Source organism: Desulfurococcus amylolyticus Z-533, assembly GCF_000513855.1.
Classification (GTDB): domain Archaea; phylum Thermoproteota; class Thermoprotei_A; order Sulfolobales; family Desulfurococcaceae; genus Desulfurococcus; species Desulfurococcus amylolyticus.
This window is the reverse complement of the sequence record NZ_KI911318.1, coordinates 1,063,080-1,088,633: the sequence shown is the minus strand read 5'-3', so window position 1 is coordinate 1,088,633 and position 25,554 is coordinate 1,063,080. Positions and strand designations below refer to the sequence as shown.

At 44.4% G+C, this 25,554-nt stretch carries 30 protein-coding genes and 2 tRNA genes; 21 read left to right on the top strand and 11 right to left on the bottom strand.

Translation table 11 applies throughout. The features are described 5' to 3' along the window. Positions 1-4: 4 nt before the first annotated feature. Together SPHMEL_RS05710 and SPHMEL_RS05705 are read right to left on the bottom strand one after the other, a co-directional pair. Entirely contained in the window at positions 5-373 is a 369-nt protein-coding gene (locus tag SPHMEL_RS05710; RefSeq protein WP_042667702.1) for a DUF120 domain-containing protein, read from the bottom strand. A gap of 64 nt (positions 374-437) precedes the next feature. Further along, positions 438-2,264 carry an aldehyde ferredoxin oxidoreductase family protein gene (locus SPHMEL_RS05705; RefSeq protein WP_042667701.1) on the bottom strand — a complete coding sequence of 609 codons (1,827 nt, stop codon included), beginning with the start codon at positions 2,262-2,264 and terminating at the stop codon, positions 438-440. A gap of 162 nt (positions 2,265-2,426) precedes the next feature. On the opposite strand from SPHMEL_RS05705, the gene SPHMEL_RS05700 reads away from it, so the two are divergent. Continuing rightward, positions 2,427-3,722, top strand: a complete 1,296-nt coding sequence (locus SPHMEL_RS05700; RefSeq protein WP_042667700.1) for a phosphoadenosine phosphosulfate reductase domain-containing protein — start codon at positions 2,427-2,429, stop codon at positions 3,720-3,722. Positions 3,723-3,729: 7 nt separating this feature from the next. Here the strand turns inward: SPHMEL_RS05700 and SPHMEL_RS05695 are convergent. The 8 genes from SPHMEL_RS05695 to SPHMEL_RS05660 all read right to left on the bottom strand — a co-directional run bounded on the left by SPHMEL_RS05695 (position 3,730) and on the right by SPHMEL_RS05660 (position 7,978). After that, positions 3,730-3,803 (bottom strand) — tRNA-Ile (locus SPHMEL_RS05695). Between the two features lie 96 nt (positions 3,804-3,899). Further along, entirely contained in the window at positions 3,900-5,462 is a 1,563-nt protein-coding gene (locus tag SPHMEL_RS05690; protein WP_042667699.1) for a proton-conducting transporter transmembrane domain-containing protein, read from the bottom strand. Between the two features lie 16 nt (positions 5,463-5,478). Then, the gene (locus SPHMEL_RS05685) at positions 5,479-5,964 is read right to left on the bottom strand and encodes a Na+/H+ antiporter subunit E (RefSeq protein WP_042667698.1); all 486 of its coding nucleotides are present in this window, start codon (positions 5,962-5,964) and stop codon (positions 5,479-5,481) included. Then, positions 5,961-6,365: a sodium:proton antiporter gene (locus SPHMEL_RS05680; protein ID WP_042667697.1), complete on the bottom strand. Its 405-nt coding sequence runs from the start codon at positions 6,363-6,365 to the stop codon at positions 5,961-5,963. Before SPHMEL_RS05680 ends, SPHMEL_RS05685 begins: the two co-directional genes overlap by 4 nt. After that, positions 6,362-7,099 (bottom strand): Na(+)/H(+) antiporter subunit B, encoded by a 738-nt coding sequence (locus tag SPHMEL_RS05675; protein ID WP_042667696.1) that lies wholly within the window; start codon positions 7,097-7,099, stop codon positions 6,362-6,364. The genes SPHMEL_RS05680 and SPHMEL_RS05675 overlap by 4 nt, the downstream gene beginning before the upstream one ends. 2 nt (positions 7,100-7,101) lie before the next feature. Continuing rightward, on the bottom strand, positions 7,102-7,350 hold the full coding sequence (locus SPHMEL_RS05670; RefSeq protein ID WP_012608636.1) for a hydrogenase subunit MbhD domain-containing protein: 249 nt from the start codon (positions 7,348-7,350) through the stop codon (positions 7,102-7,104). Beyond that, positions 7,347-7,703, bottom strand: coding sequence for a monovalent cation/H(+) antiporter subunit G (gene mnhG, locus SPHMEL_RS05665; protein WP_042667695.1), 357 nt, complete (start codon positions 7,701-7,703; stop codon positions 7,347-7,349). The genes SPHMEL_RS05670 and mnhG (SPHMEL_RS05665) overlap by 4 nt, the downstream gene beginning before the upstream one ends. After that, positions 7,700-7,978 carry an MrpF/PhaF family protein gene (locus tag SPHMEL_RS05660; RefSeq protein WP_042667694.1) on the bottom strand — a complete coding sequence of 93 codons (279 nt, stop codon included), beginning with the start codon at positions 7,976-7,978 and terminating at the stop codon, positions 7,700-7,702. Before SPHMEL_RS05660 ends, mnhG (SPHMEL_RS05665) begins: the two co-directional genes overlap by 4 nt. Before the next feature lie 188 nt (positions 7,979-8,166). Between SPHMEL_RS05660 and SPHMEL_RS05655 the strand changes: the two genes are divergently transcribed. The 9 genes from SPHMEL_RS05655 to SPHMEL_RS07065 all read left to right on the top strand — a co-directional run bounded on the left by SPHMEL_RS05655 (position 8,167) and on the right by SPHMEL_RS07065 (position 15,030). After that, on the top strand, positions 8,167-9,114 hold the full coding sequence (locus SPHMEL_RS05655) for an ABC transporter ATP-binding protein (protein WP_042667693.1): 948 nt from the start codon (positions 8,167-8,169) through the stop codon (positions 9,112-9,114). Further along, positions 9,114-9,911, top strand: coding sequence for an ABC transporter (locus SPHMEL_RS05650; RefSeq protein ID WP_042667692.1), 798 nt, complete (start codon positions 9,114-9,116; stop codon positions 9,909-9,911). Before SPHMEL_RS05655 ends, SPHMEL_RS05650 begins: the two co-directional genes overlap by 1 nt. Then, on the top strand, positions 9,911-10,678 hold the full coding sequence (locus tag SPHMEL_RS05645; protein WP_042667691.1) for an ABC transporter permease: 768 nt from the start codon (positions 9,911-9,913) through the stop codon (positions 10,676-10,678). Before SPHMEL_RS05650 ends, SPHMEL_RS05645 begins: the two co-directional genes overlap by 1 nt. Positions 10,679-10,683: 5 nt before the next feature. Beyond that, entirely contained in the window at positions 10,684-11,208 is a 525-nt protein-coding gene (locus SPHMEL_RS05640) for a DUF998 domain-containing protein (protein WP_232216778.1), read from the top strand. A 70-nt stretch (positions 11,209-11,278) separates the two neighbouring features. Next, positions 11,279-11,545 carry a 30S ribosomal protein S25e gene (locus SPHMEL_RS05635; protein ID WP_012608629.1) on the top strand — a complete coding sequence of 89 codons (267 nt, stop codon included), beginning with the start codon at positions 11,279-11,281 and terminating at the stop codon, positions 11,543-11,545. Positions 11,546-11,650: 105 nt separating this feature from the next. Then, entirely contained in the window at positions 11,651-14,116 is a 2,466-nt protein-coding gene (locus tag SPHMEL_RS05630; RefSeq protein ID WP_042667966.1) for a thermonuclease family protein, read from the top strand. An 82-nt stretch (positions 14,117-14,198) separates the two neighbouring features. After that, a tRNA-Gly gene (locus SPHMEL_RS05625) sits at positions 14,199-14,274 on the top strand. 128 nt (positions 14,275-14,402) lie between these two features. Beyond that, the gene (locus tag SPHMEL_RS05620; RefSeq protein WP_051401017.1) at positions 14,403-14,732 is read left to right on the top strand and encodes a helix-turn-helix domain-containing protein; all 330 of its coding nucleotides are present in this window, start codon (positions 14,403-14,405) and stop codon (positions 14,730-14,732) included. After that, on the top strand, positions 14,704-15,030 hold the full coding sequence (locus SPHMEL_RS07065; RefSeq protein ID WP_051401016.1) for a hypothetical protein: 327 nt from the start codon (positions 14,704-14,706) through the stop codon (positions 15,028-15,030). The genes SPHMEL_RS05620 and SPHMEL_RS07065 overlap by 29 nt, the downstream gene beginning before the upstream one ends. Positions 15,031-15,553: 523 nt before the next feature. Here the strand turns inward: SPHMEL_RS07065 and SPHMEL_RS05615 are convergent. Further along, positions 15,554-17,047: a carboxypeptidase M32 gene (locus SPHMEL_RS05615; protein ID WP_042667690.1), complete on the bottom strand. Its 1,494-nt coding sequence runs from the start codon at positions 17,045-17,047 to the stop codon at positions 15,554-15,556. A 320-nt stretch (positions 17,048-17,367) separates the two neighbouring features. Between SPHMEL_RS05615 and SPHMEL_RS05610 the strand changes: the two genes are divergently transcribed. The 11 genes from SPHMEL_RS05610 to SPHMEL_RS05560 all read left to right on the top strand — a co-directional run bounded on the left by SPHMEL_RS05610 (position 17,368) and on the right by SPHMEL_RS05560 (position 25,547). Next, a complete protein-coding gene (locus SPHMEL_RS05610) occupies positions 17,368-18,618 on the top strand; it encodes a M20 family metallo-hydrolase (protein WP_042667689.1) in 1,251 nt (416 codons plus the stop codon). A gap of 208 nt (positions 18,619-18,826) precedes the next feature. Continuing rightward, positions 18,827-20,374, top strand: coding sequence for a proton-conducting transporter transmembrane domain-containing protein (locus SPHMEL_RS05605; protein ID WP_042667688.1), 1,548 nt, complete (start codon positions 18,827-18,829; stop codon positions 20,372-20,374). 7 nt (positions 20,375-20,381) lie between these two features. After that, a complete protein-coding gene (gene nuoB, locus SPHMEL_RS05600; protein WP_042667687.1) occupies positions 20,382-21,395 on the top strand; it encodes an NADH-quinone oxidoreductase subunit NuoB in 1,014 nt (337 codons plus the stop codon). Then, positions 21,370-22,491 (top strand): NADH-quinone oxidoreductase subunit D, encoded by a 1,122-nt coding sequence (locus tag SPHMEL_RS05595; RefSeq protein WP_232216777.1) that lies wholly within the window; start codon positions 21,370-21,372, stop codon positions 22,489-22,491. The genes nuoB and SPHMEL_RS05595 overlap by 26 nt, the downstream gene beginning before the upstream one ends. Positions 22,492-22,497: 6 nt before the next feature. Beyond that, positions 22,498-22,974: an NADH-quinone oxidoreductase subunit I gene (locus SPHMEL_RS05590; protein WP_042667685.1), complete on the top strand. Its 477-nt coding sequence runs from the start codon at positions 22,498-22,500 to the stop codon at positions 22,972-22,974. 1 nt (position 22,975) lies between these two features. Beyond that, on the top strand, positions 22,976-23,248 hold the full coding sequence (locus SPHMEL_RS05585; protein WP_042667684.1) for a monovalent cation/H+ antiporter complex subunit F: 273 nt from the start codon (positions 22,976-22,978) through the stop codon (positions 23,246-23,248). Between the two features lie 7 nt (positions 23,249-23,255). Next, positions 23,256-23,624 carry a monovalent cation/H(+) antiporter subunit G gene (gene mnhG, locus SPHMEL_RS05580; RefSeq protein ID WP_042667683.1) on the top strand — a complete coding sequence of 123 codons (369 nt, stop codon included), beginning with the start codon at positions 23,256-23,258 and terminating at the stop codon, positions 23,622-23,624. Then, positions 23,624-23,863: a Na(+)/H(+) antiporter subunit B gene (locus tag SPHMEL_RS05575; protein WP_012608617.1), complete on the top strand. Its 240-nt coding sequence runs from the start codon at positions 23,624-23,626 to the stop codon at positions 23,861-23,863. Before mnhG (SPHMEL_RS05580) ends, SPHMEL_RS05575 begins: the two co-directional genes overlap by 1 nt. Next, positions 23,853-24,644 (top strand): MnhB domain-containing protein, encoded by a 792-nt coding sequence (locus tag SPHMEL_RS05570; protein ID WP_042667682.1) that lies wholly within the window; start codon positions 23,853-23,855, stop codon positions 24,642-24,644. Before SPHMEL_RS05575 ends, SPHMEL_RS05570 begins: the two co-directional genes overlap by 11 nt. After that, a complete protein-coding gene (locus SPHMEL_RS05565; protein ID WP_012608615.1) occupies positions 24,641-25,054 on the top strand; it encodes a Na+/H+ antiporter subunit C in 414 nt (137 codons plus the stop codon). Before SPHMEL_RS05570 ends, SPHMEL_RS05565 begins: the two co-directional genes overlap by 4 nt. After that, positions 25,047-25,547 carry a Na+/H+ antiporter subunit E gene (locus SPHMEL_RS05560; protein WP_042667681.1) on the top strand — a complete coding sequence of 167 codons (501 nt, stop codon included), beginning with the start codon at positions 25,047-25,049 and terminating at the stop codon, positions 25,545-25,547. Before SPHMEL_RS05565 ends, SPHMEL_RS05560 begins: the two co-directional genes overlap by 8 nt. The last annotated feature ends 7 nt before the right edge of the window (positions 25,548-25,554 follow it).

The following is a 25,554-nucleotide window of genomic DNA, read 5'->3' as shown; positions in this document are numbered from 1 at the left end:
GACGCTAGTCTTCTACATATATCTCAACTACGTCTCCTGTTTTAACACCGAGTGATTCACGTAGATTATGCTCTGATATAACCTCGATAATGTTTAAGGCATGCCTGGTCTTTAATGGTTTAATAATGTACACCGGTATATTCTTGATTCTAGCTTTGACGGCAAGTACTTTACCATATACCTGGCTAGGTGGATCCACCTCGATGTATTTATAGTCCTCTATGTTGAAGAATCGCGGCTCAATTAACTCTATGTTTAATGTACCTGGGTAGGGATTTATCCCGAGGATTCTAAGGAACCTGTCGCGATATTGATAGACGTATCTACTTCCCTCACCAAGCCCGGTGACGATTCTACCCTTGAGTCTATGCATTGAGATACCCTGGGTTATACCGGGGAGTTATAGATAACTTGTTTAAAAATAAAATATTAGGTATCTACCGTAGCTTCACAATGTCCTCTAGAACAGGTATTGTGAAGTCTAGCCCCAGCTTTATGAGAGTCTCCTTCTTTGGGATACCGTTTTCATCCCAGCCACGTATTTCATAGTATATCTTTAACATTTCACTGTATTTAGAGATATCTAGGTGTGAGCCTGCATACGGTCCTTTTGTAAGTGGGTGTTTAAACCATCTGGTAGGCGGGTAGTCCATCGAGCTACTCCAACCCATGTATTCGCGTATCCAGAATGCCCTTATCAACGTGTAGATCCTGTTGGCAGAAACGCCTATATCGTCGAGGCTCCATTTTAAACCAGTTACAGCTGAAAGGAATCTTGGATAATACTCGAGGTCGAGGCCTACTTCAACCCATGGAAGCCTACATGTTGTCAGCGACTCAAACATTCCTCCACGCATGTTTTGCAGGAAGATTAAGCGTTCAACCTTGTCCCTGCTATACGATGATCTATCTGTTCTAACTTCGTAGCTTATTATCCAGGCATCCTTGTGGTGGGCCCCGATAGAAGATGTGCCGTATGCTAGGGCCATTCCGGGGGTTGTGTGACAGTTGTATGCAGATACCTCTAAACCCTTCACATGCATGGCGAAATCGAGTGCCTCACCGCCAATACTCCTCGCCATCCTCATAACTCCTTCAGCTATGAATGCTCCCAGCCCGCGTCTATATGCCGTATCAATGGTTATCTCTCTCACGGCTTTGAAGTCTCCCCATTCAACTCTCTCTTTGACTAGCCCTCTCTCGCTAGCTTCCATATAGAACCCTATCGAGTTGCCTAGACTTATGGTATCTACCCCTAGTTTATCAGCTAGCTTATTTATCTCGGCAACCCTTTTCAAGTTCTCTAATAATATATTACTGCCCAGCATCGCTACGTTCTCATAGTCTAGTTCGCTCTCCTCTCCTACGTCATCACTAACAACATTACCGCACTGCATGTTACAGTAAGGACATCCCCTTCTATCTATCTTCAGTTTTTCCATTAAATCACCGCTTATGGTTTCATACAGCTCCCACATACCCTCCCTAAAGTTCATTGTGGGTAGGACACTGTTTTGATGACTCCACTGTATTGTGGACATTGTGCCTTGTCTCATCCAGTAATCATAGTTATCGCTACCCTGTATCTTCTTATAGGATTCCTCAGATATTTTTCTAAGAGCCTCTTTATCGGCTATAGGTGGCTCCATGTTTCCCTTGATCACTATCGCCTTCAGCTTTTTGCTGCCCATTACAGCACCCATGCCTGGGCGCCCTCCGCTTCTCCCCTTCTGGGAGATCACTGTGGCGTATCTAACCATGTGCTCTCCCGCCGGCCCGATTTCAAGTATGCCAATGTTTCTACCATGTTCTCTAACCAGTTTTTCCTCAGTAGTGAAGGTGTCAAGCCCCCATAGATCCTCGGCACTTCTGAAATCTACTTTACCGTTTTCAATATAGAGGTAGACGGGTTTCTTAGATGCCCCTGTGATTATGAGTGCATCGTAGCCGCTGTGCTTTAAGTGGTGGCTGGCCATGGAACCTATATTGCCATCCCCATAGCCATTTGTCAGCGGGCTCTTAGATGCTACAACTAGTTTACCACTACTAGGTAATGGTAGCCCTGAGAGAGGACCGGAGGCCACTATTAATGCATTATATGGTGATAACGGATCCACCCCGGGAGGGATTAGATCCCATAGGAGTCTAACCGCTAGGCCTCTTCCACCGATGAATCCATGTAGTATCTCTGGCTCTATGCTCACCTCTTTTACCTTACTTTTGGTTAAATCTATTAGTAGTGCCTTACCCCACCAGCCATACATATACATCACAATAGATATTAAACGCCTTTAGAGATATAAACTTTATAGCTCTGTATAATCTGGGCGAAATCTGTGATTCCTGTGGGGATCCCCCCAGCTTTAAATACTGTGTAGAGATCGCTATTATACCCTGATAGTGGAAGCTGCGTAGAAGTGGTATTCATGGGTAACGACGTCATCATTGATGAGGGATGGGTGTGCTGGGATAGCAAGAGGAATGCTCCCAGATTAAACTGTAGGAAATGGAGGATGAGGCATGATTACTGGCTGGCGGGTTTATTCGAGAAGAGGCTTGTAGAGGAATTAATCTCAGCCGAGTTCAAGATCCATTACCGTCTTCAAGATAGAAACGTGCTCATCCACCGTGCACCTAATCCCTCGTCACGGAGCATGTTAGCACTAGAGGTATTCGCTGATGGTGTGAGACTGGGTGTAGTGGAGTATAGGATGGGAGAAAGATGGATGATCCATCCTAGCGGTGGGTTAGCTAGTCTACTCAACAGTCTAGGTGCATACAGTGTTGAGGTGGAGCCCGGCCATGGGAGAAAGCTGAAAGGCAAAAAAGTGAAGGTAGTTGGGGATGTAGATGGTCTGCGATGGATTCTATTAGACTTAGACAAGTATATTGGTGTTGCAAGGGTTATTGATGCATCGAAGAAGATTGTCAAAGTAAAGGATGTAGCACCGAAAGGGTTCAAGCCCCTCCCAGCTACAGGTATTATACAGGCTGTAGAAGCTAATAGAGGCCTGCTTGAGACAGCCGTCAACGAAGCTGTGGGCTTCCTGAAGAAAACACTAGAGAATGTTATGGATGGTATAGCGGTCTCCTATAGTGGTGGGGCTGATTCAACAGCTTCACTAGTTTTATCTCAAGAGGCATTAGGCCATGCAAGGATAAAGGTGGTCTATGTAGATACAGGCATGGATCTACCCGGTGTCAAAGAATATGCTCTAAGAATACTTGATAAACTCGGCTTAATACCCTATGTAGTGTCTTCGGGATTGGATCCACTCAACGAGATTGCTTCTCGTGGACTACCCACGCGCAATAACAGGTGGTGTACGAGAATACTGAAACTTGAACCCTTAAGGAGATTCTACAGGGAACATAATATAAGATTCGTTATCGACGGATCTAGAAGCAGGGAAAGCAGTAGTCGAGCCGAGATGCCGAGGATAGGTAGAAATCCCTTAATACCTGAAGTCACAAGGATATTACCGATCAAGTGGTGGAGTAGGTTACTGGTTCAATTATACATAGTGAACAGGGGAATAGAGTTAAACCCCTTGTACAATGAAGGCTTCACCAGGCTAGGCTGTATACTGTGTCCTGCAATGCATCCACACGAACTTGAATTATCCTACACCAAAAATAGATACTGGTTTGAGAGATTACGGGAGGTTACGGGTCTCTCGATAAACGACGTAATGATGCATCTTTACAGTGAGAAACAATAATTGATTATGGGCCCGGCGGGATTTGAACCCGCGTCCTCCCGGTTATCAGCCGGGCGCTCCACCAAGCTGAGCTACGGGCCCCAGGTATCCACAACATGTATAATGGAATTTAAAAGTTTTCCGGCTTTTAGCCCTCTGTCGTAATATGTTGTGCCTGGATAAACCAGGTTTCCCAGGTTAAATTAGTGATGATGCTAGTTGCTCCATGTATTTCACGACGTCTGCAACCTGGTCGACTGACTCCATGAATAATGCATCGAAGAAGTCTTGGCGAAACAGGAGTAATATCCCCACGATCGATGTGAATAACGCGATGGCCAGGGTTGATGCTTCTGAAAGCAGGAACCTTTTTCCAATAGTCTTCCTTGTAGGTGCCTCGAAGACCAGTATGAAGAATAACCTCATATATGCTAGTAGACCTATAGCGCTTGCAATCAGCATAACTATAGCGAATACAGGGTTGTAACTGAATAACGCGTTGTATAGGAGTAGCTTGCCTAGGAAGCCTGGGAGAGGCGGTATCCCGGATAACGTGAGCAGGGATATAACGCTGGCTACTCCGGGTATGATATGAGTCTTAAATGACCCGGCTAGCTCATTTATCCTACGGCTACCGGTGTATTTTATCAGTAAGCCCATGCTCAGGAAGAGGGTGGATTTCGCAAGCGAGTGTACCACAGTGTAATATAGGAATGCCAGGATACCGAATGGGCTTAAGATCCCTATACCCATGAATATATAGCCTGTATTCATGACTGTGGAGTAAGCTATCATTCTCTTTACGTCTTCCTGGATATTCATTAGTAAAGCACCTATAATCGCTGAGAAAGCCCCAGTTAACACGATTAGGAACGATATAGCGTCCCTAGCCGGGGTTAATGAATCCAGTACGCTTCCACCATATATCAGGTAAAGGATTTTATATAGTCCCACAGCACCAGTGTTAACCACTAACCCACTCAGCATTGCTGAAACAGGTGACGGAGCTGCTGGATGAGCATCAGGTAGCCAAAAGTGATTAGGGAATACACCGCTTTTAATGCTGAACGTCCAGAACGAGATAGCCATGATTAAACCTATTGACACGGCATCGTAGCCTGTACCCATATACGTTATTGAGCTCCCCCGGTATCCATGCGTCTTCAACGATAAATCTATGAGGTTCAGGGATCCATATACATTATATATTATTGCCAGGGCTAGAAGGTAGAGGGTTGTACCCATGGCCCCCACGAAGGCGTATTTTATACCTGAGATTATCGGGCCAGCCCTGTGCCTGTAATACATTACAAGCCCGTAGGATGATACACCCGTGACCTCCAACATAACGAATAAATTGAAGACATCCGATGTCATTATAACACCCAGTATGCCTGAGAAAACCCCTAACATAAGTGTTACATACCATGGATACCCATCATCCACTATGTATTCCACGCTGTACACCATGATCACGGTTAGGACGAGGCTTGTGGTTAACACCAGTATCCCTGTTAATTTATCAAGCGTATAGGTTATTCCGAGTGGTGGAGGCCACCCGCCCATGAGATAGGCTTGGGGGGCATCACTCTCATATGCTTGAATAAACCCCAGTATCGATAATACAAGTGTGATAAGGGTGAATAATACCCCGTGAGCAAATACCGTGAGCCTGCTCCTGGAAACCAGGTATACGAGGGGTGTGAGAAATGCGCCTAATACAGGTATAAAGGGTATTAAGCCGATTACATGTGTGCCCATCTAATCACCTGCTATCTTAATCAAGTATTTTCGAAGCATAAGTCTCGAACTCCTCGCTTATCGAGCGCCTAGCCTCTAAGGGGTCCTTGGTTGATACGTCAATCCAGTTCACGTAGAAGAAGCCATCTCTCTCGTCGATGACAACGGTACCTGGAGTGTTTGTAATGGAGTTCGCCACGAATAGCCTAGCGTATTCTGAGGTGACTGTTACCGGTATTTTAACTATGCCGGGTTTAATATTCATATTGAAGATTCTTTTTACAACATCCATATGTGACTTGAACTCTATTATCGTGATGTACTTGAAAAAGTAGAATATTAGTAGGATGAGCCGCTGGGGCTGGAGTATTTTACTTGGATTCCTAATTAAGTACTTGCCTGTAACTAATCCGGTGATGGCGCTTACTAATAGTCCTGTAGCAATATCGTATGGTGTGAGGCTGCCTGCTACGAGTATGTATACCATGAATACTAGTAGGGCTGCTGCTAGCTCCTCTATCATTCCTCAGGCACCTCCTTTAACGCGGCTTCCACTAGCTTCCTAGCATCGGTTGTGCCTTGCAGCTTATATGCTTGTATTATGCCGAATGCTATCAACGCGTTCACAGCCATACCTATAACTATGCCTGTTAACACGAGGGCTTGGGGCAAGGGGTCCACGGCATGTTGTCTTAAATACTCTAGGTCTTCACTGGTTAGACTCGTGAATATAGGTGGCACCGATGGATAGACTATTCTATACCCTATCATTATGAATATCACGAACACTGTGTCAGATAACATGGTTAGCGATATCAGCTTTTTTACCAGGCTTCTCCTATACACTATGCCGTAGATCGAGATCAGCGAGTTTAAGACTATTACTATCAACAATATAGACCAGGCAAAAGCCTCGGTGCTCACTTCTCCTCACTCTCCACTCCTGCTAATGATAGATAAATGAACACAGCTGTGAAGCCGGAGGCTACAGCTATATACTCGAATAAATTGTAGAAGAAGAGGCTTCCACTGGTAAGCATTCCAGCTATGTGTGAGGGGTAGAAGCTGATATTTGATACAAGTGGGAGGTTTTTTAAAACCGGTAATAACGCCACGATCCCTATCGCTGTAAGGGCTATTCCACGGGTTGCTATTAGTTTCTCAGAGGTTATATTCATATTAAGCAGTGAATACACTGAGAAGACAGGTATGATGAGTAGGAATGCCACGGCAAGTGTTGAACCACCTTGGAAACCTCCTCCTGGTGTTAGGTGGCCGTGCAAAGCTATACTAGCTGATGCACCTACAATCATTACTGCTATTATTTTGGTGGAAGTCTTGGCGATGCCTGTAAGGCCGATCCCCTTCATTGTTGAAGCCCTGGTTTTAACCCCTCTGAAGACGCTTAACCCACCTACAATGGCCAGGAAGAAGACGGCTGTCTCATACACCGTGTCTAAGCCTCTATAGTCCCACACGATTGCTGTGACGGCTTCAGGGCTCATGGAGGAGTATGGGCCGAAGTAGGTGTTCTCTATGTAGGTGAGTCCTAGAGTCTTGATTGTGGTGGGTGGATTCAACAGGTTAAGCCATGCTAATACCAGTGCACTTATAATAGTGAAAACCAGTAATACTATTAAAACCAGGTATCTATCCATGTTTACACCTCGTACTTCTCGGTCTTGCTAATCACGTATACTAGTACTGCAGAGTAGATCCCAACGGATACAGCAATATAGGTTAACACTATGTCAGTAGCGGCGAAGACGTGTAATATGATGCTGTATGCTATGCTTTGCCCAGCCGAGAAGCCTATTGCCTTCAATAGATTCTTCTCGGTTACAGCCAAGTAAACAAATACGAGGCTTAGAAGACTGCTGAATACAAGTAGAAGTATTGTCAGGATCACTTCTCATCCTCCTCGAGGGCATCGTATACCGGGTTCCATTCAATGCTCTTGGACTTGTGTGCAGCATAGGCGAGGATATGACTACCAACCGGCGCGATTATAAGTAGTATTATGGCTGTTGCAAGGGCACCGCCTGCAATAATGAATCTACCATTTAACTCAGGTAAGCCAAGCGCGATTAATGAGACGCCGAGTAGTGGGAGGACAGCTCCATATATAGTACCTATCGTCGCGGCGTGAAGCCTCACGTAGAAGTTTGGGAATCTTAAGAGCCCTATTGATGCTATGAAATCGAATACTCCGCCGATGACTAATAATGCCGAGCCAAGCCAGAATAAAACAGCCTCGATCAAGCCTCCACCTTCCTTAATGCAAGGTATTTTGATACAAAGACGTCGAGTAAGTATGCCCATAGGGAGAGAAGTAGTGATGGAGTGATCATTATTGGCGAGCGATAATAAAGGGCGATCAATGCTAGGAACACGGCGAGGTCATACGCTATACAATCTATGGCTAAAACTATATCAGGTATTGAGGGGCCCTTGATAGCTCTCAGCGTATAAAGTATAATAGCTCCCAGATAAAATGGTGCCGCAATTATCGTCAAGTATTCTAGATACTCAAACATACGTTTTACCCATTTTCTTAGAGAATTCCCCCGGTATAAATATTTTTGTGAGATACCAAGTATCTGGGCTTGTAAACCAGCCTGAATACTTCACGCATATGATTCAATGGCTGAAAATCATAAAGTTTAAAGGCGGAATTAATTATAATTGGTCAACTCTATGTAAAAATCAATTTAGGGTTTTTGAAATGAGTGGAATCCACGCGGTTGAAATACGCTCTTTTACTAAGAAATTCGGTGATTTCACAGCTGTCGACGATTTAAACCTGGATATATATGAGGGGGAGATCTTTGGTCTCCTTGGGCCAAATGGCTCTGGTAAAACAACGACCTTGCTCACCATAGCCACTATATATAAGCCTACAAGCGGCGACATATACGTGTATGGACACAGTGTTACACGGGAGGATTACGCTGTAAGAAAAATCACTGGGATAGCCTTTCAGGATCCGAAAGCACTCTGGGTGGATAAACCATATGATCTATTAATGTGGCATGCAAAGGTAGTAGGCTACAGTGGTGAAGAAGCTAGGAAAGTAGTAAGGGAGGTCATGGAAACCCTGGGGCTCTGGGAGCACCGTAATAAATACTTCTACCAGTTAAGCGGGGGTACCCGTAAAAAAGTGGAGCTGGCTAAAGTATTGATTCAAAAGCCGAGACTTGCAATACTGGATGAGCCAACGGCTCAAGTAGATGTCTTGGCCAAGCATGCTTTATGGAACATAATAGAGGGGTTGAAGAAGGAGGGTACGACTGTTATACTTGCAACCAACGATATGTTTGAAGCTGAAAGGGTGTGTGAGAGGATAGCTATAATATATAAGGGCCGTCTAAGAGCGCTTGGAACGATCAGCGAGCTCAAGGATATGATTCCAGGCGGCGACGTGGTGGAGATACAGGTTAACAATGATAAACTTCCTAATAATATTGTAGAGAGGCTTAATGAGTATGGTAGAGTAGAGTTTAAGAACGGAGTTCTCAGAGTATACCTTGAGAAAGGAGAGGAGAAGGTAGTAGACATAGTGGATTTATTAAAGAAGAATAATATCACCGTGTCAAGGCTGATGATCAAGGAGCCAACCCTTGACGATGTGTTCACATATTTAACAGGAGCTAGTCTCAGGGGAGAGGGATAGTGTTCTTTCTTAGTGATCTAAGAGATTTAATCCATGTTATCGAATGGGATTTAGAAAGACTCAAGACGCAGAAAGTCTTCGTTGCAATGAGGCTTAGCTGGTTTGTGATCCAGGTATTCATATTTGCAAGAGCCATATCCCTTATAGTTAGACAGTTAACCGGGGTAAACTACTATGAATTCTACCTGCTAGGAGTATATGTGTCGATACTGTATTCAACAAGCATATCAAGGGGATACGTGATAGCGGATGAATTTGATGATGGAATAGTCGAATATCATTTATCTCTCCCTATTAAAAGAAACATCTTCGTGCTGGGCAGGATACTTGGGTGCTCCCTGGCTGCATTATTATTCACATTACCCATGATGCTTATTGTATTAATCGCTGTGAACGCTTTAAACCTAACCGGCTTACTCGTTTCAATGATAATGGCTTACATATTCTCCATAGGCGTAGTTGGTTTAGTTATACTTGTGGTGTTAAATGTGAAATCAACCGATGCAACCGATATACTCTTCGGCACCATTGACGCTATACTGGTAAGGCTGAGCAGTATATTCTACCCATTACCTATAATACAAGCAATAGGGATAGCCCCTTACTATTATGCAGCGCTATTCAATCCATTAACAAGCATCGCAGATTTCATAAGGCTCCTATTCATACCCGAGTTCACGCTATACACCGTCTCCCCATACGCACTAGTACTTTACATCCTGGGTTTCAGTATCGGGATGATTGTACTGGCTATGGAGCATTACACTAAGAAGCTTGAGGCGGGTGGGTGGAAGTAATGTTGGGGGATGTCAGGCTAATACTATTTATTGCACAAAGGGATTTATCACGTTTCTGGCGGTATAAATACTGGCTAGCTGGCCAGGTAGCTATGAACCTGGCCGATATACTTATCTTTGGATTAATCTTCAGGGGGATAGTTAATCCAGTACTTATACCGGATTACATAAAGTTCATCACGCCAGGGATCCTAAGCCTCTCAATATTTATTTCATCCTTCAGTATTGGCAGAGAGGTCGGTATAGAGCTGAGAAGGGAGGTTACATTATACCTGGTTTCACTACCGGTTAAGAGAACAGTGCTAGCGATCGGACGCATAGTAAGTGGGGTGCTTAGGGGCTTAATTTACCAGTTTGGCTTCCTATTATTTGCTGTGATAATACTGGGGATGCCGTGTTTAACTAGGTGGCTATATATACTTTATACATCTCTTCTACTAGCTACTGTAATGGCTAGTCTCTCTATTTCGCTCTCAACTGTCACAAGGGACTTCAACTTACAGGCTACAATAAGATCGCTTATGTACAATATACTCTTCTTTGTCTCAAATATATTCTACCCTGAGACAGTTGTGAAGGCTAGGCTGGGGTTTGCATCCCCGATAGTCAATTACTCTCCCTTATCCATGGCTACCAGTATATATAGATGGAGCTTCGGCTACATTGAAAACATAGATCTCGCCTACAATGCTCTTGGGCTTCTCGCTTGGACAATAGTGATATTTATCTTAGCGTACAAGCTATATATTAGAAACCTGGTTGGGTGAGGGGTATGATGACTAGGTACCTGCCCCTAGCCTCGGTAATAATACCTCTTATATGCATACTTGCCTCGATGGCGTACTCTCCATGGTTCAATATATTTGGCAACGCTCTCAGTGATCTAGGGCACGCAGTTAAAAGCAGTGTAGCCCCCTTGTTTAATATAGGACTCATATTTGGAGGGCTTTCAGCATATACTACAGCCATTGTGTCACAGCGTATAGATAAACACTACAATATGGTGCTCATGTATACAGGTGTCTCATTGATCCTAGTCGGAGTATTTGATGAGGTATATGGCTTGCTCCACTTTATTGTATCAGTCTTATTCTTCATTGGGATAGCGTTGTTTCTGTTGCTAGCAAACTTGAAGGAGAAGATGAAGATTGTTAAACTATACTCGGCGATGGCACTAGTTGTAATAATAATGGTTTGGGCTATTCACTTCGCATATGGGGTGCCGAGGGGAGCGGCTATACCAGAGATTACCTCTGTCGCGTTATTCGCCCCAGTCTACCTCTATATATATTGGTAAGTGGCATCTTTGAATCTCTGAAATAGTTTTAAACCTTAAATAGTACTCATATAGGAATAGGTGATTACATATGTCAGAGAAGAAGAAGCCCGCCCAGCAAGCATCCAGTAGTAAAGAATTCAGGGCGAACATATTTGAGCCTACAGAGGACATCCTGAAAAGACTTAAGACAGCGGTATCCAAGCAAGGGGTAAAATACTATACACCATACATACTCGCCCAGGAGCTCAATATTAGAGTGAGCGTTGCCAGGAAGATACTCAGGGAAGCCGAGAAGAAAGGAATACTTAAACTATATTGTGGTGGCAGGAGAGCCCCGATATATGTTCCGGCTTAATACTGGTTTTCAATTGCTACATAGGGAGGCTCCACTAGCATATCTCTCCATTCTTAACTAGGTTTTTATTTTGCCAACGAATATATTTATTAGGGTGTAATTATGATGGGTGGAAAGTCTGTTGCAACTATCTTATTAATGTTCCCGATGCTCCTCTCAATAGCATCCATACTAATATATCATGTGCCGGGAGTAGTGGGCATATACCAGCTACCATTCCCAGATGCAAGGGTCGTAGTTACAAGTGTGGTGGATGGTGACACATTAAGGATCGCGCCAGCAATAATGGTTGCAGGCGATTACAGGGACACTGTTAGGCTAGCTGATATCAATGCCCCCGAATTAAATACCACTGAGGGGCAGGATGCACTCGGTAATCTAACCTACCTGGTCACTCAATATGGACCAGTCGTCTACCTCGACATAGACTCCATTAAAGGCGTCGATATCTACGGTAGGATAATCGCGGTAGCCTATCTCAGATATAATTCAACACACTTACTCAACATCAATGAGTGGTTAGTGGAAAACGGGTATGCCCAAGTGTATAATTTTACAGACAACGAGTTCGACCCCAGTACATGGAGTCTATACGAGGAATACTCGGACAGCAATGACAGCTCTCCCACGGTATCATCGACAACGATAACTACTTATAATCCTGGATATTATTCATCACATAATGGATTCATGTATACTGGTTACAGTGGAAGACATGTATTCGCAGTGATGGAGGAATATAACTCAACGAGTAACAAACAGCCTAGGGTGATGGCCTGGATAATGAATCCTGATGGAATTGTTTACGCACCAACTATTCTCACATGCTACAATGGATCAAGTACAAGCGGATTCCAGGGCTTCGTTAGCACCGCATCAAATAGTAGTGGTGTACTAGTGCTATGGAGCCAGTATGAGGATACTATTGGTGGAACAAAGTATCAGAGAAGCCTAGAGTACGCGTTCATAAACTATAATGGAAGTATTAATGCGCAAGGATATATAGGTATCGAGAGCTACCAGTATGCCCCGGTGGTGTTCGGACTACCCGGTTACGATGGATGGCTTGTATCATATATTACGACTATAAGAGATAGTACGACAAACATCTATACTAGTTATGTTAGGCTTGTGGGTATTGATAGTAGTCTAGGCTCTCCTGCAACCCTCTTGAATTCAATAGTACTGGCCTCTCAAACCGGCGTTAATCAAACAGTCAACGCTACAGCAGTCGGTTTCGAGTATCTCTCAAGGGTTATGGTTGACACTTTAAGCGGTAGGGGTGTGATAGTTGCTAGGGGCTGGAACCCCGATACTTGGCATGACATAGGACTTGTAATGTACTATGTAAACTCCTCGGGTATGCCGGATCTAGTCTGGATACCGGTTGATACTAGGCCTGGGTCTCAGGGACCTTCGCCTATCTTAGCTAGTCCTTCGTATTCGTATTACTATAACGCATTATACGGTAATATCCATGCAGCCATGAGCACTAATAGCTCGGTATCCCGTGTCCTCGTTGTATACAATGGCACTAGTACTACACTGGATTACTTCGTCTACGATGTAACAAATAATATTACTGTGAAAGCACCAAGCATCTTGGCTGGTGGTCTACGCGATAACTACTCCTATTACCCCTATGTCATACCCCTCAATGGAGATGGATGGATTGTAGTATATAGTGATGGCTATGGCAACTACAACGCGACTCTAGTAGACTTTAACGGTAACATAGTTAAGAGCGTACCAGTGGCTACAAGCATAGACTGGGTTAGAGGGCTCTATGACCCCGTTGAAAAAACGGTTCTCCTAACCTTTAGAGAGAAGATAAATAATAATACTGTGATAGCGTACTATAGTCCTGATTTAACACCATCGAATTACACTGTGAAAACCTGGAAGACAATTCCACTTTTCCCAGTAATGGTTGCTAATAACAAGTTATTGATCCTAGGGGTTGGAAGCACTATAATAGTCACTGTTGAAGGAGTCTATAACAAGCCTAAGATACTCACTCCAACCACAACCACTACAACAACTACAACCACTACTACGACCACTCCCACTACGACTCCTACGACTACAACAACTACCACCACAGCAACTACGACTACTCCCACCACTACAACCACTACAACGCCGGGTATGACGACAACGGTGACGAGAACGGTAACCCAGGTTGTGATAGTGCCTACGACTATTACATCGACTATAATTGTAACTAATACTACTACGGCCACAGTAACCTCCACTGAGACCGTGACTCAAACAATTACCACGCCTATCACGTTAACCACTACTAAGACTGAGACCGTGACTCAAACCACTACCCAGCCTGTAACCACCACTGTGGCCAAGACCGATACCACTACAGTCACTGTTAAGGAAACAATTTCAACCACGATGACTCAGATATACACGACCACGGAGACTGAGACCATGACTCAAACCACTACCCAGCCAACTACTATAACTGTGAAAGAACTCGACTATACTACATCAATAGGCGTGGGTATAGGTGTAGCCGTGATTCTAGCCTCGCTACTCTACTATATAACACGTAGATGAATCAATGGAGTAACCTAAACATGGATCCGGTAAATCATGAATTTTTATAAATTCAACCATCATAATCTATTTATACAGATGAGCGGCGGTCGTCTAGCCTGGACTAGGACGCTGGCCCCCCAAGCCGGAGATCCCGGGTTCAAATCCCGGCCGCCGCACTCCCCTTTTTAAATACCTTTAATTATTGAAAACGCTGGAAACAACATTAGATTCAACTAACGCCGGATACGGGCTCCTACCTGTAGGCTATTGTAAATTTGTAGATAACTTAGATACTTGGAGCATTATGGGCGAGCACTATCTAGGTACAACCGAGTTTGCTAGAATTCTTGATGTGTCTAGGGTTACTGTGATTAAGTGGATTAAGAGTGGTAGGATTACTGTTTATAATGTTAACGGTAGGTGGGGGATCCCGTATAGTGAGGTCGAGAGAGTTCTCAAATGTGTTCAAAGGATTAAGCGTGTAGTGATATACGCTAGAGTATCTAGCAGTACACAGAGGAGTGATCTCGATAAACAGGTTGAAGCCCTCAAGCTCTGGGTCAGTAAGAATATTCCTCAAGCAGAGTACATAGTCGTCAGCGATAGTGGTTATCGGCAATGTTTACAAGGGTAAGAAGAGGCTGGTTGAGAAAACCAAGAAAAATAATTTGAAGCATAGACTGCACCAGTGGAGTATTGTAAGACTCGTAGAGGTTTTAAACGGTGAGCCAGTACATGTTGTAGAGGTTTCAGAAGCATACCCGGCGTCAAGAGACCCGTTCATAGGCAAACCCATAGCAAGATACACCCCCTCTATGATCCGCATTGCGGTGAGAGGGTGGAAGAGGGTGAAAGTAGCTAAAGTCCTATTGAGACTAGCTAGGCTAGGTAATGGATTAACCCTAGATAGAGACGTTATTTGGAGCTATTAACACCGGGTTAAGATATTTCTCCTCAGATGGGAGCCCCATGTAGTCTAGGTGAAGCAAGAGAGCCCAGGCCAGGGGCTAACCCCGCTAACGGAACTACAAATATTAAGAAGTATTTAAAACCACCATTAGCGGGAAACGCAACTATGAATGGGACCACCATTGCCAGCAGGTCAACCATCGTGTTCTTGACTGTAGAATATTTTCTTTCACCCTGTAATACACCGGGTTATTAAGTTAGTAATATGCCGGTTCCTGAAGTCCTATCCTACCTAATAGAGTAACTCTTTGAAGTCGATAAATGACAGTTTAATAGTGGTAATATGAGTCCTGTGGTGTCTGCTAGATCGTTCAGGAAATCTGCTTCAACACTGAGAAAGCCCGGCTTGACGCTGTTAGCAGGAGAAGGAGTATTAAGGCAGTATTCGATGGCAAGCTTAGCTCAACTTGGCCTTAACAGGATTCAATCCCTAAATTTCATCCAGCTTTGAGTATTCTGCGTAGAAAAACTTTAAACTTTAAGAGATTACCCCACGTATTTCTCTTTCAAATATTTCACTAGTGGTTCTACCGAGTATTCCTCCCCGAAGACCATTCTGAGAAGCTCTTTAGGTGGGTATGTCCTACCGTACCTGTGAATCATATTTTTCAACCATTCTCTTATAGACTCGAATTCTCCCCGAGAGATCTTCTCGGATAATTTCAGTTTTCTCTCAATATGGTACCTAAGCTGGGCTGCTATAATGTTTCCTAGAGTGTATGTTGGGAAGTAGCCTATCGAGCCCATACTCCAGTGAACATCCTGTAGAACTCCTTCACTGTAAGTCTTAGGTTTAACGCCAACCAGCTCCTCCATCAGGCTGTTCCATAGTTCAGGCAGGTCATCGGCTTTAACTGAGCCTTCGATCATCAGCTTCTCAAGCCTGGCTCTCAATACTATGTGGAGGTTGTATGTGACTTCATCAGCCTCTGTGCGTATGAGGCTTGGTCTAACAGTATTGAAGTATAAGTAGACTTCCTCAGGCGTGAATCTGCCTACCGACGGGAGATTCTTTCTTAATATAGGATATATGAGCTCTACGAATTCACGGCTCCTACCGATTACATTCTCCCAGAAACGGCTCTGCCCCTCATGAACGCCTAAGCTCGCGCCTTCGGCTAGGGGAGTGTATTTCAAGCCTGGATCGATCTGCAACTCGTAGAGAGCATGGCCAAACTCATGTATAGTGCTCAACAGGCTCCTCTTGAAGTCGAACCCTTCATACCTCGTTGTAATTCTGACATCGTCTAAGCCGATGGATATTGTGAAGGGGTGTGCTGAGACATCAAGCCTAGACCTCTCGCCAATAGGAAAGCCCACAATCTTCAGGACCTCTAAATTGACCCGCTCCATCCAGTCTCTCTCATACCGTTCGTCTTCCAATGGGTGTTTCTGAGGGAATCTGCCCTCATGCACGACACTACTCAGCAAGGCTTTCAGCTCTTTAGCCAGGGGCTCTAAAATTCTATCCACGTCTCGCGTGGTCAAACCCTCCTCGTATAAATCCAGCAGAGCATCGTATGGGTGCTCCTTCCAGCCCAAGTAATCCGCTTTCTCTCTCGTGAGCTTGATTATTTTATCTAGGTAGGGCTTGAACTTCTCATAGTCGTTTGCTTCTTTAGCCATCCTCCAGGCATGCATCGCCTCCTGAGTCGTCTTCTCTAGTTCAGCTAAGAGTCTTGGAGGTATCGCCTTCATAATCCTTATCTCACGCTGGAGTACTCGAACAACACCCTTCTCATAATCATTCAACCCCTCTAAGCCACTCGCTTTATCGACGAGCTGTACAAACTCGGGTTTGAGTATTAACTGCTGGGCAAGAAGGCTGAGCTCGGCTCTGGCAATGGCCCTCTCTTCCACTCCTGCCTTAGGCATATAGGTCTCGCTATCCCAGCCCATTAGAGATAGTGCATGACCGATGGACCATATCTGCCTATACCTTTCAATTATCTCCTTCACGACCTCGTTTTGGAAGTACATAGCCATAACCACATTATCTTAAACGTGCCTCAACTTATATTCTTAATCCTTAAACAAAAATATAGAGTAAGGAAGGAATAATCGGATTCCAGCCTGTTGCGGGTTCTGAATCCTTTCTAAATTCTTGTAAATATTTTGGATGTGTTTTTATCTTCTTGGTGTCTTGTTTCCAAACGGGTTCTAAATGTTTTGGAAACAGCCGGTCTCCTCCCAGTCCTAAAGGAGCTTATTAACATTATAACTAGAAGCTCCTTCATAAGGATGTCTCTATATCCACTTTTTAATTAGTGTCGGGATCAACGTTGTATATGGTGATGTGATTGCTTAATAAGGTGATCGCTAGAATAGATTCTATGCGGGATGAAATGGCCAGGACTCTCTCCGAATTGATCAGCATACCGGCCATCGGGCCTGATAATGGTGGTGAAGGCGAGTACGATAAGGCTGCTAGATTGCTTGATATAATCAAGGACTGGGGCTTTACAAAGATAGAGAGGTATGATGCTCCTGATCCCCGTGTTAAACACGGTGTAAGACCCAATATTCTAGCATACTATGAGGGCAGCGACCCTAATGCGTCTAGGCTCTGGATGCTTAGTCATCTCGACGTTGTTCCTCCAGGCGATTTATCCAAGTGGACTGTTACTAAGCCGTTTGAACCCGTTATCAGAGACGGTAAGGTTTATGGTAGAGGCAGTGAGGATAATGGGCAGGCAATTGTTTCATCCCTTTACGCTGTAAAAGCCCTCATGGAGCTAGGCGTGAAACCTAGAAGAACAGTGGTGTTAGCCTTCGTCAGCGATGAGGAGACTGGAAGCAAGTATGGCCTGGGATACCTGGTGGAAAAGCATAGGGAGTTGTTCAGGGACAATGATCTCGTCCTGGTACCCGATGCAGGTGTACCCGATGGCTCCTTCATAGAGATAGCAGAGAAGAGCATCCTATGGGTTAAAATAAGGATTACTGGTGCACAGACGCATGCTAGTACCCCGCACAGGGGTATTAATGTCCATGCTGTTGCATCGAGGATCACAAGCAACCTGTACAGGTACCTATATAAAAAATACTCGGAGAGAGACGAGCTCTTCGATCCACCGCTCAGCACTTTTGAGCCGACTATGACGTTCAACCCAAGTAACGCGCCGAACATTATACCGGGAGAATATGGTGTTGTATTTGACTGCAGGATACTCCCTAAGTACAGTATAGATGATGTATTAAGAGATATGAAAAATACTTGTAAAAACACGATACGCAGATTCAAGGGTCTAGCTAGTGGAAAGCCAGGTTTCAATATAGAGGTTCTCCAAAGGCTTGATGCCCCAGCTCCCACGCCAAAGGATAGCGAGATAGTGAGGCTACTTGAAAGAGCTTTAAGGGAGGTAAGGGGGATTCAGCCACGTGTAGGAGGTATTGGTGGAGGAACAGTTGCAGCGCTCTTTAGGAAAATCGGGTTACCTGCGGCTGTGTGGAGCACTATTGATGAAATGGCTCATCAGCCAAACGAGTATGCTAAAATAGATAACCTAGTCAATGATGCCAAGGTAATGGCTGCTCTGATGTTGTATTAATCACCAGCCCGGTTTAAACCTAAACCCGGTCTCCCTAATCAAATCATTTTTCCAGGTGCTTCCTAGTTTCGAGTGAGAGCCCAATCTTTTTGAGGGCTAAGAAGGGACAGGGCTTGATAGATTTATGTATGCAATGGTGTATTGGAAACATTTATATATTCCCCATATTTTTAGTTAGACCTGGCTAACGTTAGGTTTGGTGAATATAATGCCATGCAGTTTACCCGTGGAGGCGCTACCAGCTTTAACTGTTTACTTATTGATAGGTGGCTCTTTCACGCTCATATTATTTAAGGCTTTAAAGGTGAGGGCATCTATTCTACGTGTTTACAGTGGTTTGTACCTTGTTTTCGCGGCTGCTTCAGCGTTGCTAATATATCTCGAGGCAAGGAGAGGCGTTTTAATCTATGTCGTTGGAGGCTTTCCCTCATTGATAGGCATAGCTTACGAGGTTGACTTGTTCTCTGCATCGATGGGATTAATCATAGCTGTACTCTCACTGGCTATGTACCCGCTTCTAGGCATCCTTGACTTGAATCTCAACGAGTACACTATGTCTCTCTACCTGGGTCTGGTTGCAGGGCTCCTTGGTGTAACTTATACGGGCGACTTATTCAACTCATTCGTCATGCTGGAGGTCTTCACCATATCTATGCTTGGATTGATTGCGGCAAGCAATACTGTTAGAGCCTACAAAGCAGCATTAAGGTATGGGTTGCTGGCATTTGTAACGGGCCTTATTTACTTCCTCGGGGCTACTTTAATGTATTTTGCTGTTGGAGCATTAAACATGGGTTATATAGCTACATGGAACACCCGGCTCTTTATACTGGGTAAAGCCATATATGCCTCTCTACCTCTTGAAAGCGTTATACTATTCATACTTATACTCATGACATGGAGCCTTATCGCTGAGGAAGCTCTAGTACCTCTACATTTCTGGCTTCCCGAAGCCTATAGCGTGGCTTCTCCAGCTATAGCCGGCCTACTAGCCGGGGTTGGTGAGGCAGTTGGCTATTACTTGCTGCTGAGGCTTTACTATACATTGTACTCGGCGATCCCGGAGCCCGTGGCCTTAATGCTCAGGGTTCTTGGAATGATCACAATAATTGTCGGTGGATTCGGCATCTTATACTCGGATAGATTGCTCAGTATAATATCGTATAGTGTAATACTTGATTCCGGATATATAGCGATAGCAGCATCTCTGGGTCCATCGGGTGTTCCAGTAGTATTAGCATATGTTGTAGCTCATGCTGTTGTGAAACCGCTTCTCTTCATTACTAGTGGATGGGCGGTCTCCAACAGAGGCGGTGATAAACTAGGTGATTTACAGGGAGTCTTCAGGGGAAGCAGAATAATGCAGCTTGGATTTGTGACGGGTGCTGTGGCAGTTATAGGTATACCTCCAACGGTATTGTTCTCAGCAAAGCTGGAGCTCTACATCAACTTATTTAATGCAATGGGCACTGATCCATCACTCCTATTATTACTGATTGTGGCCCTATTAGGAAGCGGGCTAGCCTTAGCCGGCTTCATTAAGGCCGTGTCAGTGACTGTTCTCTCATATAGCGATAACATAGGGAAGCCCAGAGGGGTGGTTGAAGCCTACGTTTTAGTCTTCACGATAATAGTGGTTGCTCTTGGAGTCGCATATAGTATCATGGCCCAGGGATTCATTGAGCCCGCCTCTCAATCACTTATATACGAGAGGTTCAACTACGTTATGAAAGCCCTTTCAGCTATCGGGAGGTGAGTATGAAATGCTTGAGAGGATTGCTAGATGGGCTTACGCTAGAAGCCTCTGGATGATACACTACTGTTCGGCATGTGGAGCAGTAGAGTTCCCGCCATTAGTAATGGCGCCTCTTGACTGGGAGAGATATGGTTATATGCCAACCCCCTCACCACGTCAGAGCGATCTATATATAGGTATGGGTTATCTAACAAAGAAGACAGTCAAACTTGTTTTAAACATGTACAGGCAGATGCCGGAGCCCAAGCTTGTATTAGCCGGTTGCAACTGTACTTCAACAGGTGGACTATACTGGGATAGCTATGCGACATACAAGAGGCTCGACGACTTCATCGAGGTAGAGGGATGGGTACCTGGTTGTATGCCGATGCCCGATGATTATTTATCCATGATCGAGTATGTTAGGAAAGATCTCGGTAAGCGCCCGTTAAACGCTTACGTGTCTAAGATAAAACCAGATGCGTTCAAAAAGATAAGTGAATGGGAGGAGCTTGAGAAACAGTGGAGGAGAGAATACGAGGAGAAAATCAAGGAAGACTCATCTAAGCCCGTAAGCTACGAGTTCAAGGAGACCTACCCCTCATGCTACGAGAAAGACGAGAAATCAAAGATATGTAAGACTAGTGTAAACCCGGAGAAGATCAGGGATGCACTAATGGATTTAAAGAACAAGGGACATGTACTCTTCGTAAATATTAACACGGTAGATTATCCGGACAAGGGGGTCATCGAGGTATACTATGTACTCGAGAACCCCTCTGATGGATCACAGGTATGGGTAAAGACATATGCGAAGAGGGCTAGCCCCGAGATAGATTCAGTCCACGATATATTTCCGCTGGCCAAGTACATTGAGAGAGAAGTATACGAGTTCATGGGGGTAGTATTCAGGAATAATCCCGAATTAAAGAAGTGGATCCTAGACGGTAACTGGGAGGGGCCGCCCCCATTAAGGAAAGATGTTGACACAGCTGGTTTCGTTGTGAAAACAATGTATGGAGGGTATAAGTATGGCAGGTAAAGGTAGACTCGTAGAGATCTACTTTGGTCCGCAGCACCCCGGTGCACCGGGTAATATAGCATTTAAACTAACACTTGACGGTGAAAGAGTAGTCAACGTGGAGACTATACCTGGCTTCCTTCACCGTGGATTCGAGAAAATGATGGAGAATAGAACCTGGGAGATGAATGTTGTTCTAAGCTACAGATTCTGCGTTGAAGATCCCGATCCCCTTGAAATAGCCTACGCTATGGCTGTTGAGAAAATACATGGGGTTGAAATACCTGAGAACGCTAAATATATCCGCATGATACAAGCAGAGTTCTCCAGGATTGCATCCCATCTCTTCTGGTCTCACTTCATAGGTGGAAGCACCGGATTGAGGACACCTGCTTACTGGGCTCTAGTAGCGCGTGAAGAGATATTAAAGTGGTTTGCCAGGTTCGCTGGACACAGGGTCTACCATAATATCAGTGTACCCGGTGGAGTAAGATATCCGCTTCCAAAATCCTTTGTAGAAGATACCCTTAGATTAACGAACTTCGTCGAGGAGAAAGTGAGAGATGTTGAGGCAGCACTTTTAAAGAATAATATATTCCGTGATAGAACTAGAGGCGTTGGCAGGTTAAGCAGTAAGGAGGCATTAGAGCTAGGGATCACAGGACCGGTGCTAAGGGCAGCCGGGTTACCTTACGACCTGAGAAAGGTTACACCATATCTGAACTACGACAAGATACAGTTTGAGGTACCCATAGTACAGAATGGCGATGCATATGATAGAAGTGTCCTGAGGTTCCGTGAGATATATGAGAGTCTGAAAATAATACGTGAGAGCGTTAAAAGAATTGATCCCGAGGGAGGTTTACGCGTTAAACTACCTTTAACTGTTCCACCAGGCGAGGGCATTGCAAGGGTCGAATCAGCTAGAGGAGAATATATGATACACATTATAAGCACCGGGGGGAGAAAACCCTACAGGGTCAGGTTGAAGAGTATGTCGTTACCATTGATGACCACCGTGGTAGAATATATAGTGAAACGCGACGAGGTCACAATAGCAGACTTCCCCATTCTACTCGCGTCACTAGATCCATGTGCACCAGATATCGACAGGTGATAGTGAATGGTTGTAGCCTCGATCTCAAGCTCGCTTAAATACCTTTTAAGGAAGCCGTATACGAGGCAGGTTCCCAGAATAGATAAACCGTTTAAAACTCCGGTGACTAGGGGTAGTCATGTACTAGATATGTTAAAGTGTACCGGGTGCTCAATGTGTCAGCAGGTGTGCCCCGCTAATGCTATAGACATGGTTACGGCTGATGGCGATTACCCACAGAATCCACGCAAGAGGTTTCCAAGAATTGATCTCCATAAATGCACATTCTGCGGCCTATGTGTAGAGTATTGCCCATTTAACGCGTTATCGATGACTACTGCTACAGGTTACGAGTTATTCACAGTGGATAAATCAACCCTGTTGAGGCAGCCAATCGAGTTAAAGCTATTGTCAAATGCGAGTATAACCATTACTAAGTCTCACTTCACTCTACCATATAGTAAATCCTATCAACAAGGATCCGGAGATAAGGAGGTGTCGTAGAATGGTTGAATATGGGCTTTTAGAGTTGTTTCTACCATTCATGGCAGGCTTATTTACTACTGCAATGATAATATATTCAGCCAGGATTCTGACATCGAAGACTCTACCAGACGCTGTTCTAGCTGTGGATGCCTTATCAGTGGATCTAGTGGTGATCCTAGCCATAATAGCGCTATACTACAGGTCGCCACTACTTCTCATAGGTGTAATACCGTTGGCGGCATGGATTTTCCTGCTTGATCTAATTATAGCCAGATACCTATTGAAGAGGTGAATGGATAATGATTGACTTGATCCTGTTCTACATAGGGCTGGGTCTCACAATAATTGGAGGAGTACTCGATATAATAGCGTCAATTGGCTTCTTTAGATTGAAGGACTTTTATATGAGGCTGCATGCTGCAACAGTAGGCGCTATTGGTGGTGGCTTCTACCCATTGATAGGGCTTGCCATTATAGCTTTGTCACTAGATGTAGACATATATTTCAAGGCATACATGTCTGGAGTCTGCCTAATAGCAGCAGTACTGATAGCTCTTGGAACCCCGGCTGGCTCCCATATCCTGGCTAGGGCAGCCTATCATAGTGGGGAAGCCAAGCCAATTATTACTGTTGATAGATTAAGGGAGGATAAGGGGGGTGACGGGTAGTGATATTTCTCGCAGTCATTAGTCTAACATTAGCATTCATCGCTACACTGGCTGTGTTGAGGGAAAGGGATGTTTTGAAAGCCGTTGTCTACTCTAGTATAGAGTCGGTGTTTTACGCGGTGGCATTATCATACTTCCTTGCACCGGATCTCCTTATAGCATACATCGCCATAGGGCTTGGAGTAAACAGTGTACTGTTTGTATATGTGTTAAGCAAGGGTGAGAGATATGAGGAATAACTATGCATCCATAATAATACCTGTTATTCTATCTATATTGGTAATAGTGGTATTAGTGTATACAGGGCTCGCCAGCTATGATGCACAGATTCTAACCGGGTTAGCCCAGATATATCTAGGTAACGTGGTGTATCCAGGCTCACCGTGGACCTCTATTAGCACCGAAGTGGTAACTAGTGTTATATGGGATCAGAGAGGCTTCGACACGTATTTTGAGACAAGTGTATTATTCCTGGCAATAGTGAGCTCTATGCTTGTTTTGGAGAAAACCAGTATACGTGGGGGAACCTCGGCAAAGGAGATGACTATTATAGTGAGGACCGTGTCAATGTTTATCGTGCTAATCATAGTGGTGGTCAGTGTATCGATAGCACTGCATGGTCATTTAACGCCTGGCGGAGGCTTCCAGGGCGGCAGCATCTTCGTCATTGCACCGCTTGTAATGCTATTAGTCTTTGGAAGCAGTGTACTCGAGGAGAAGGGATTCACCAATCGTAAGCTACTTGGAGTTAGGTCTCTAGCGGTGTCACTTATATTTCTGCTTGGCCTGGTCCCGGTCATCTATAGTTTACTGGGCTCCGTAAACGCGTATCTCTTCCAGAACCTCTATAAGCCGGGATCGCTGTTCAGCTTCCCCGCGGCAATACAAACCCCGTTCGGACAGGTACTTCTATCCGGTGTACTATTCTGGCTTAACCTATTTGAGTTCCTAGCTGTTTCAACCGGTTTCACTCTAGCATTAATGTATTTAACCAAGGTCTTCGAAGGTGATGCTGTGTGAGCCTTGAAACATATATATGGTACTACATGGTGGCTGTAATAGTGTTAACAATATCTTATTCTCTATACGGTATTGTGACGAGGAGCCACATAGTTAAGAAAATGATCTTCATTACGATACTTTCAGACGCTGTCTACGTCTTACTAGTCTTCATGGGATACAGGATCAATGCATCCATGCCTCCAGTATATCCAGGTGGAACACTGTTGAACCCTAATCTACCTGGGTCCCCTGGTGATATAGAGTCATTTATCAGTAGATCTGTTGATCCAGTGCCTCAGGTTCTTATAGTTACAGGTATAGTAATAGGTCTAGCTCAGCTCATTTTTCTCTCTTCCATATCATTGAAAATCGCTAAGGCTACTGGCACGCTTAATATTAAGCGTTTAGAGGTGGAGGAGAATGAATAAGTCATCTATTCTGTTGGCTTTATTACTTAGTATAGTAGTCTACCTGGTCTATACAGGGGTATTCGATGTTATCGAGTTAACATTAGCCATTGTAATCGGCTTGGTTGTTGCATATATATTCAAGATGGAACTTACCGCCGGGTTGAGAGGAGTATCTATTAGAAGAATCATGCTTGGAGTATACTACTTGATCAAATACTTCACCATCATAGAGGCCAAGGCACACTGGAGTGTAGTAAAGGTCATCCTCTCCAGGAACATTGATGTACAGCCAGCAATAGTTAGAGTTCCATACAGGGTATCAAGTGATTATGGCGTGGTCTTTATAGCGAACAGTATAACCAATACCCCTGGAACAGTAGTCGTTGACCTGGATCAAGAGAAGAAGGTCTACTATGTACACTGGTTGACACCCACAGATATAAGCGATGAGGGTGCTTATAGGGAGGTCTCCTCTGAGTTCGAGAAATACCTCAGCAGGATATTCGGGTGAGGTGGTC

What these genes read in the sequence shown, in the direction of transcription:
- SPHMEL_RS05615 (WP_042667690.1), bottom strand. Translation starts at nt 17,047, where the DNA reads ATGTACTTCCAAAACGAGGTCGTGAAGGAGATAATTGAAAGGTATAGG.
- SPHMEL_RS05620 (WP_051401017.1), top strand. Translation starts at nt 14,403, where the DNA reads ATGGGCGAGCACTATCTAGGTACAACCGAGTTTGCTAGAATTCTTGAT.
- SPHMEL_RS05590 (WP_042667685.1), top strand. Translation starts at nt 22,498, where the DNA reads ATGGTTGTAGCCTCGATCTCAAGCTCGCTTAAATACCTTTTAAGGAAG.
- SPHMEL_RS05595 (WP_232216777.1), top strand. Translation starts at nt 21,370, where the DNA reads ATGGAGGGTATAAGTATGGCAGGTAAAGGTAGACTCGTAGAGATCTAC.
- SPHMEL_RS05700 (WP_042667700.1), top strand. Translation starts at nt 2,427, where the DNA reads ATGGGTAACGACGTCATCATTGATGAGGGATGGGTGTGCTGGGATAGC.
- SPHMEL_RS05655 (WP_042667693.1), top strand. Translation starts at nt 8,167, where the DNA reads ATGAGTGGAATCCACGCGGTTGAAATACGCTCTTTTACTAAGAAATTC.
- mnhG (WP_042667683.1), top strand. Translation starts at nt 23,256, where the DNA reads ATGATTGACTTGATCCTGTTCTACATAGGGCTGGGTCTCACAATAATT.
- SPHMEL_RS05645 (WP_042667691.1), top strand. Translation starts at nt 9,911, where the DNA reads ATGTTGGGGGATGTCAGGCTAATACTATTTATTGCACAAAGGGATTTA.
- SPHMEL_RS05675 (WP_042667696.1), bottom strand. Translation starts at nt 7,099, where the DNA reads ATGGATAGATACCTGGTTTTAATAGTATTACTGGTTTTCACTATTATA.
- SPHMEL_RS05585 (WP_042667684.1), top strand. Translation starts at nt 22,976, where the DNA reads ATGGTTGAATATGGGCTTTTAGAGTTGTTTCTACCATTCATGGCAGGC.
- SPHMEL_RS05705 (WP_042667701.1), bottom strand. Translation starts at nt 2,264, where the DNA reads ATGTATGGCTGGTGGGGTAAGGCACTACTAATAGATTTAACCAAAAGT.
- SPHMEL_RS05685 (WP_042667698.1), bottom strand. Translation starts at nt 5,964, where the DNA reads ATGATAGAGGAGCTAGCAGCAGCCCTACTAGTATTCATGGTATACATA.
- SPHMEL_RS05690 (WP_042667699.1), bottom strand. Translation starts at nt 5,462, where the DNA reads ATGGGCACACATGTAATCGGCTTAATACCCTTTATACCTGTATTAGGC.
- SPHMEL_RS05560 (WP_042667681.1), top strand. Translation starts at nt 25,047, where the DNA reads ATGAATAAGTCATCTATTCTGTTGGCTTTATTACTTAGTATAGTAGTC.
- nuoB (WP_042667687.1), top strand. Translation starts at nt 20,382, where the DNA reads ATGCTTGAGAGGATTGCTAGATGGGCTTACGCTAGAAGCCTCTGGATG.
- SPHMEL_RS05570 (WP_042667682.1), top strand. Translation starts at nt 23,853, where the DNA reads ATGAGGAATAACTATGCATCCATAATAATACCTGTTATTCTATCTATA.
- SPHMEL_RS05640 (WP_232216778.1), top strand. Translation starts at nt 10,684, where the DNA reads ATGATGACTAGGTACCTGCCCCTAGCCTCGGTAATAATACCTCTTATA.
- SPHMEL_RS05605 (WP_042667688.1), top strand. Translation starts at nt 18,827, where the DNA reads ATGCCATGCAGTTTACCCGTGGAGGCGCTACCAGCTTTAACTGTTTAC.
- SPHMEL_RS05710 (WP_042667702.1), bottom strand. Translation starts at nt 373, where the DNA reads ATGCATAGACTCAAGGGTAGAATCGTCACCGGGCTTGGTGAGGGAAGT.
- SPHMEL_RS05630 (WP_042667966.1), top strand. Translation starts at nt 11,651, where the DNA reads ATGGGTGGAAAGTCTGTTGCAACTATCTTATTAATGTTCCCGATGCTC.
- SPHMEL_RS05635 (WP_012608629.1), top strand. Translation starts at nt 11,279, where the DNA reads ATGTCAGAGAAGAAGAAGCCCGCCCAGCAAGCATCCAGTAGTAAAGAA.
- SPHMEL_RS05660 (WP_042667694.1), bottom strand. Translation starts at nt 7,978, where the DNA reads ATGTTTGAGTATCTAGAATACTTGACGATAATTGCGGCACCATTTTAT.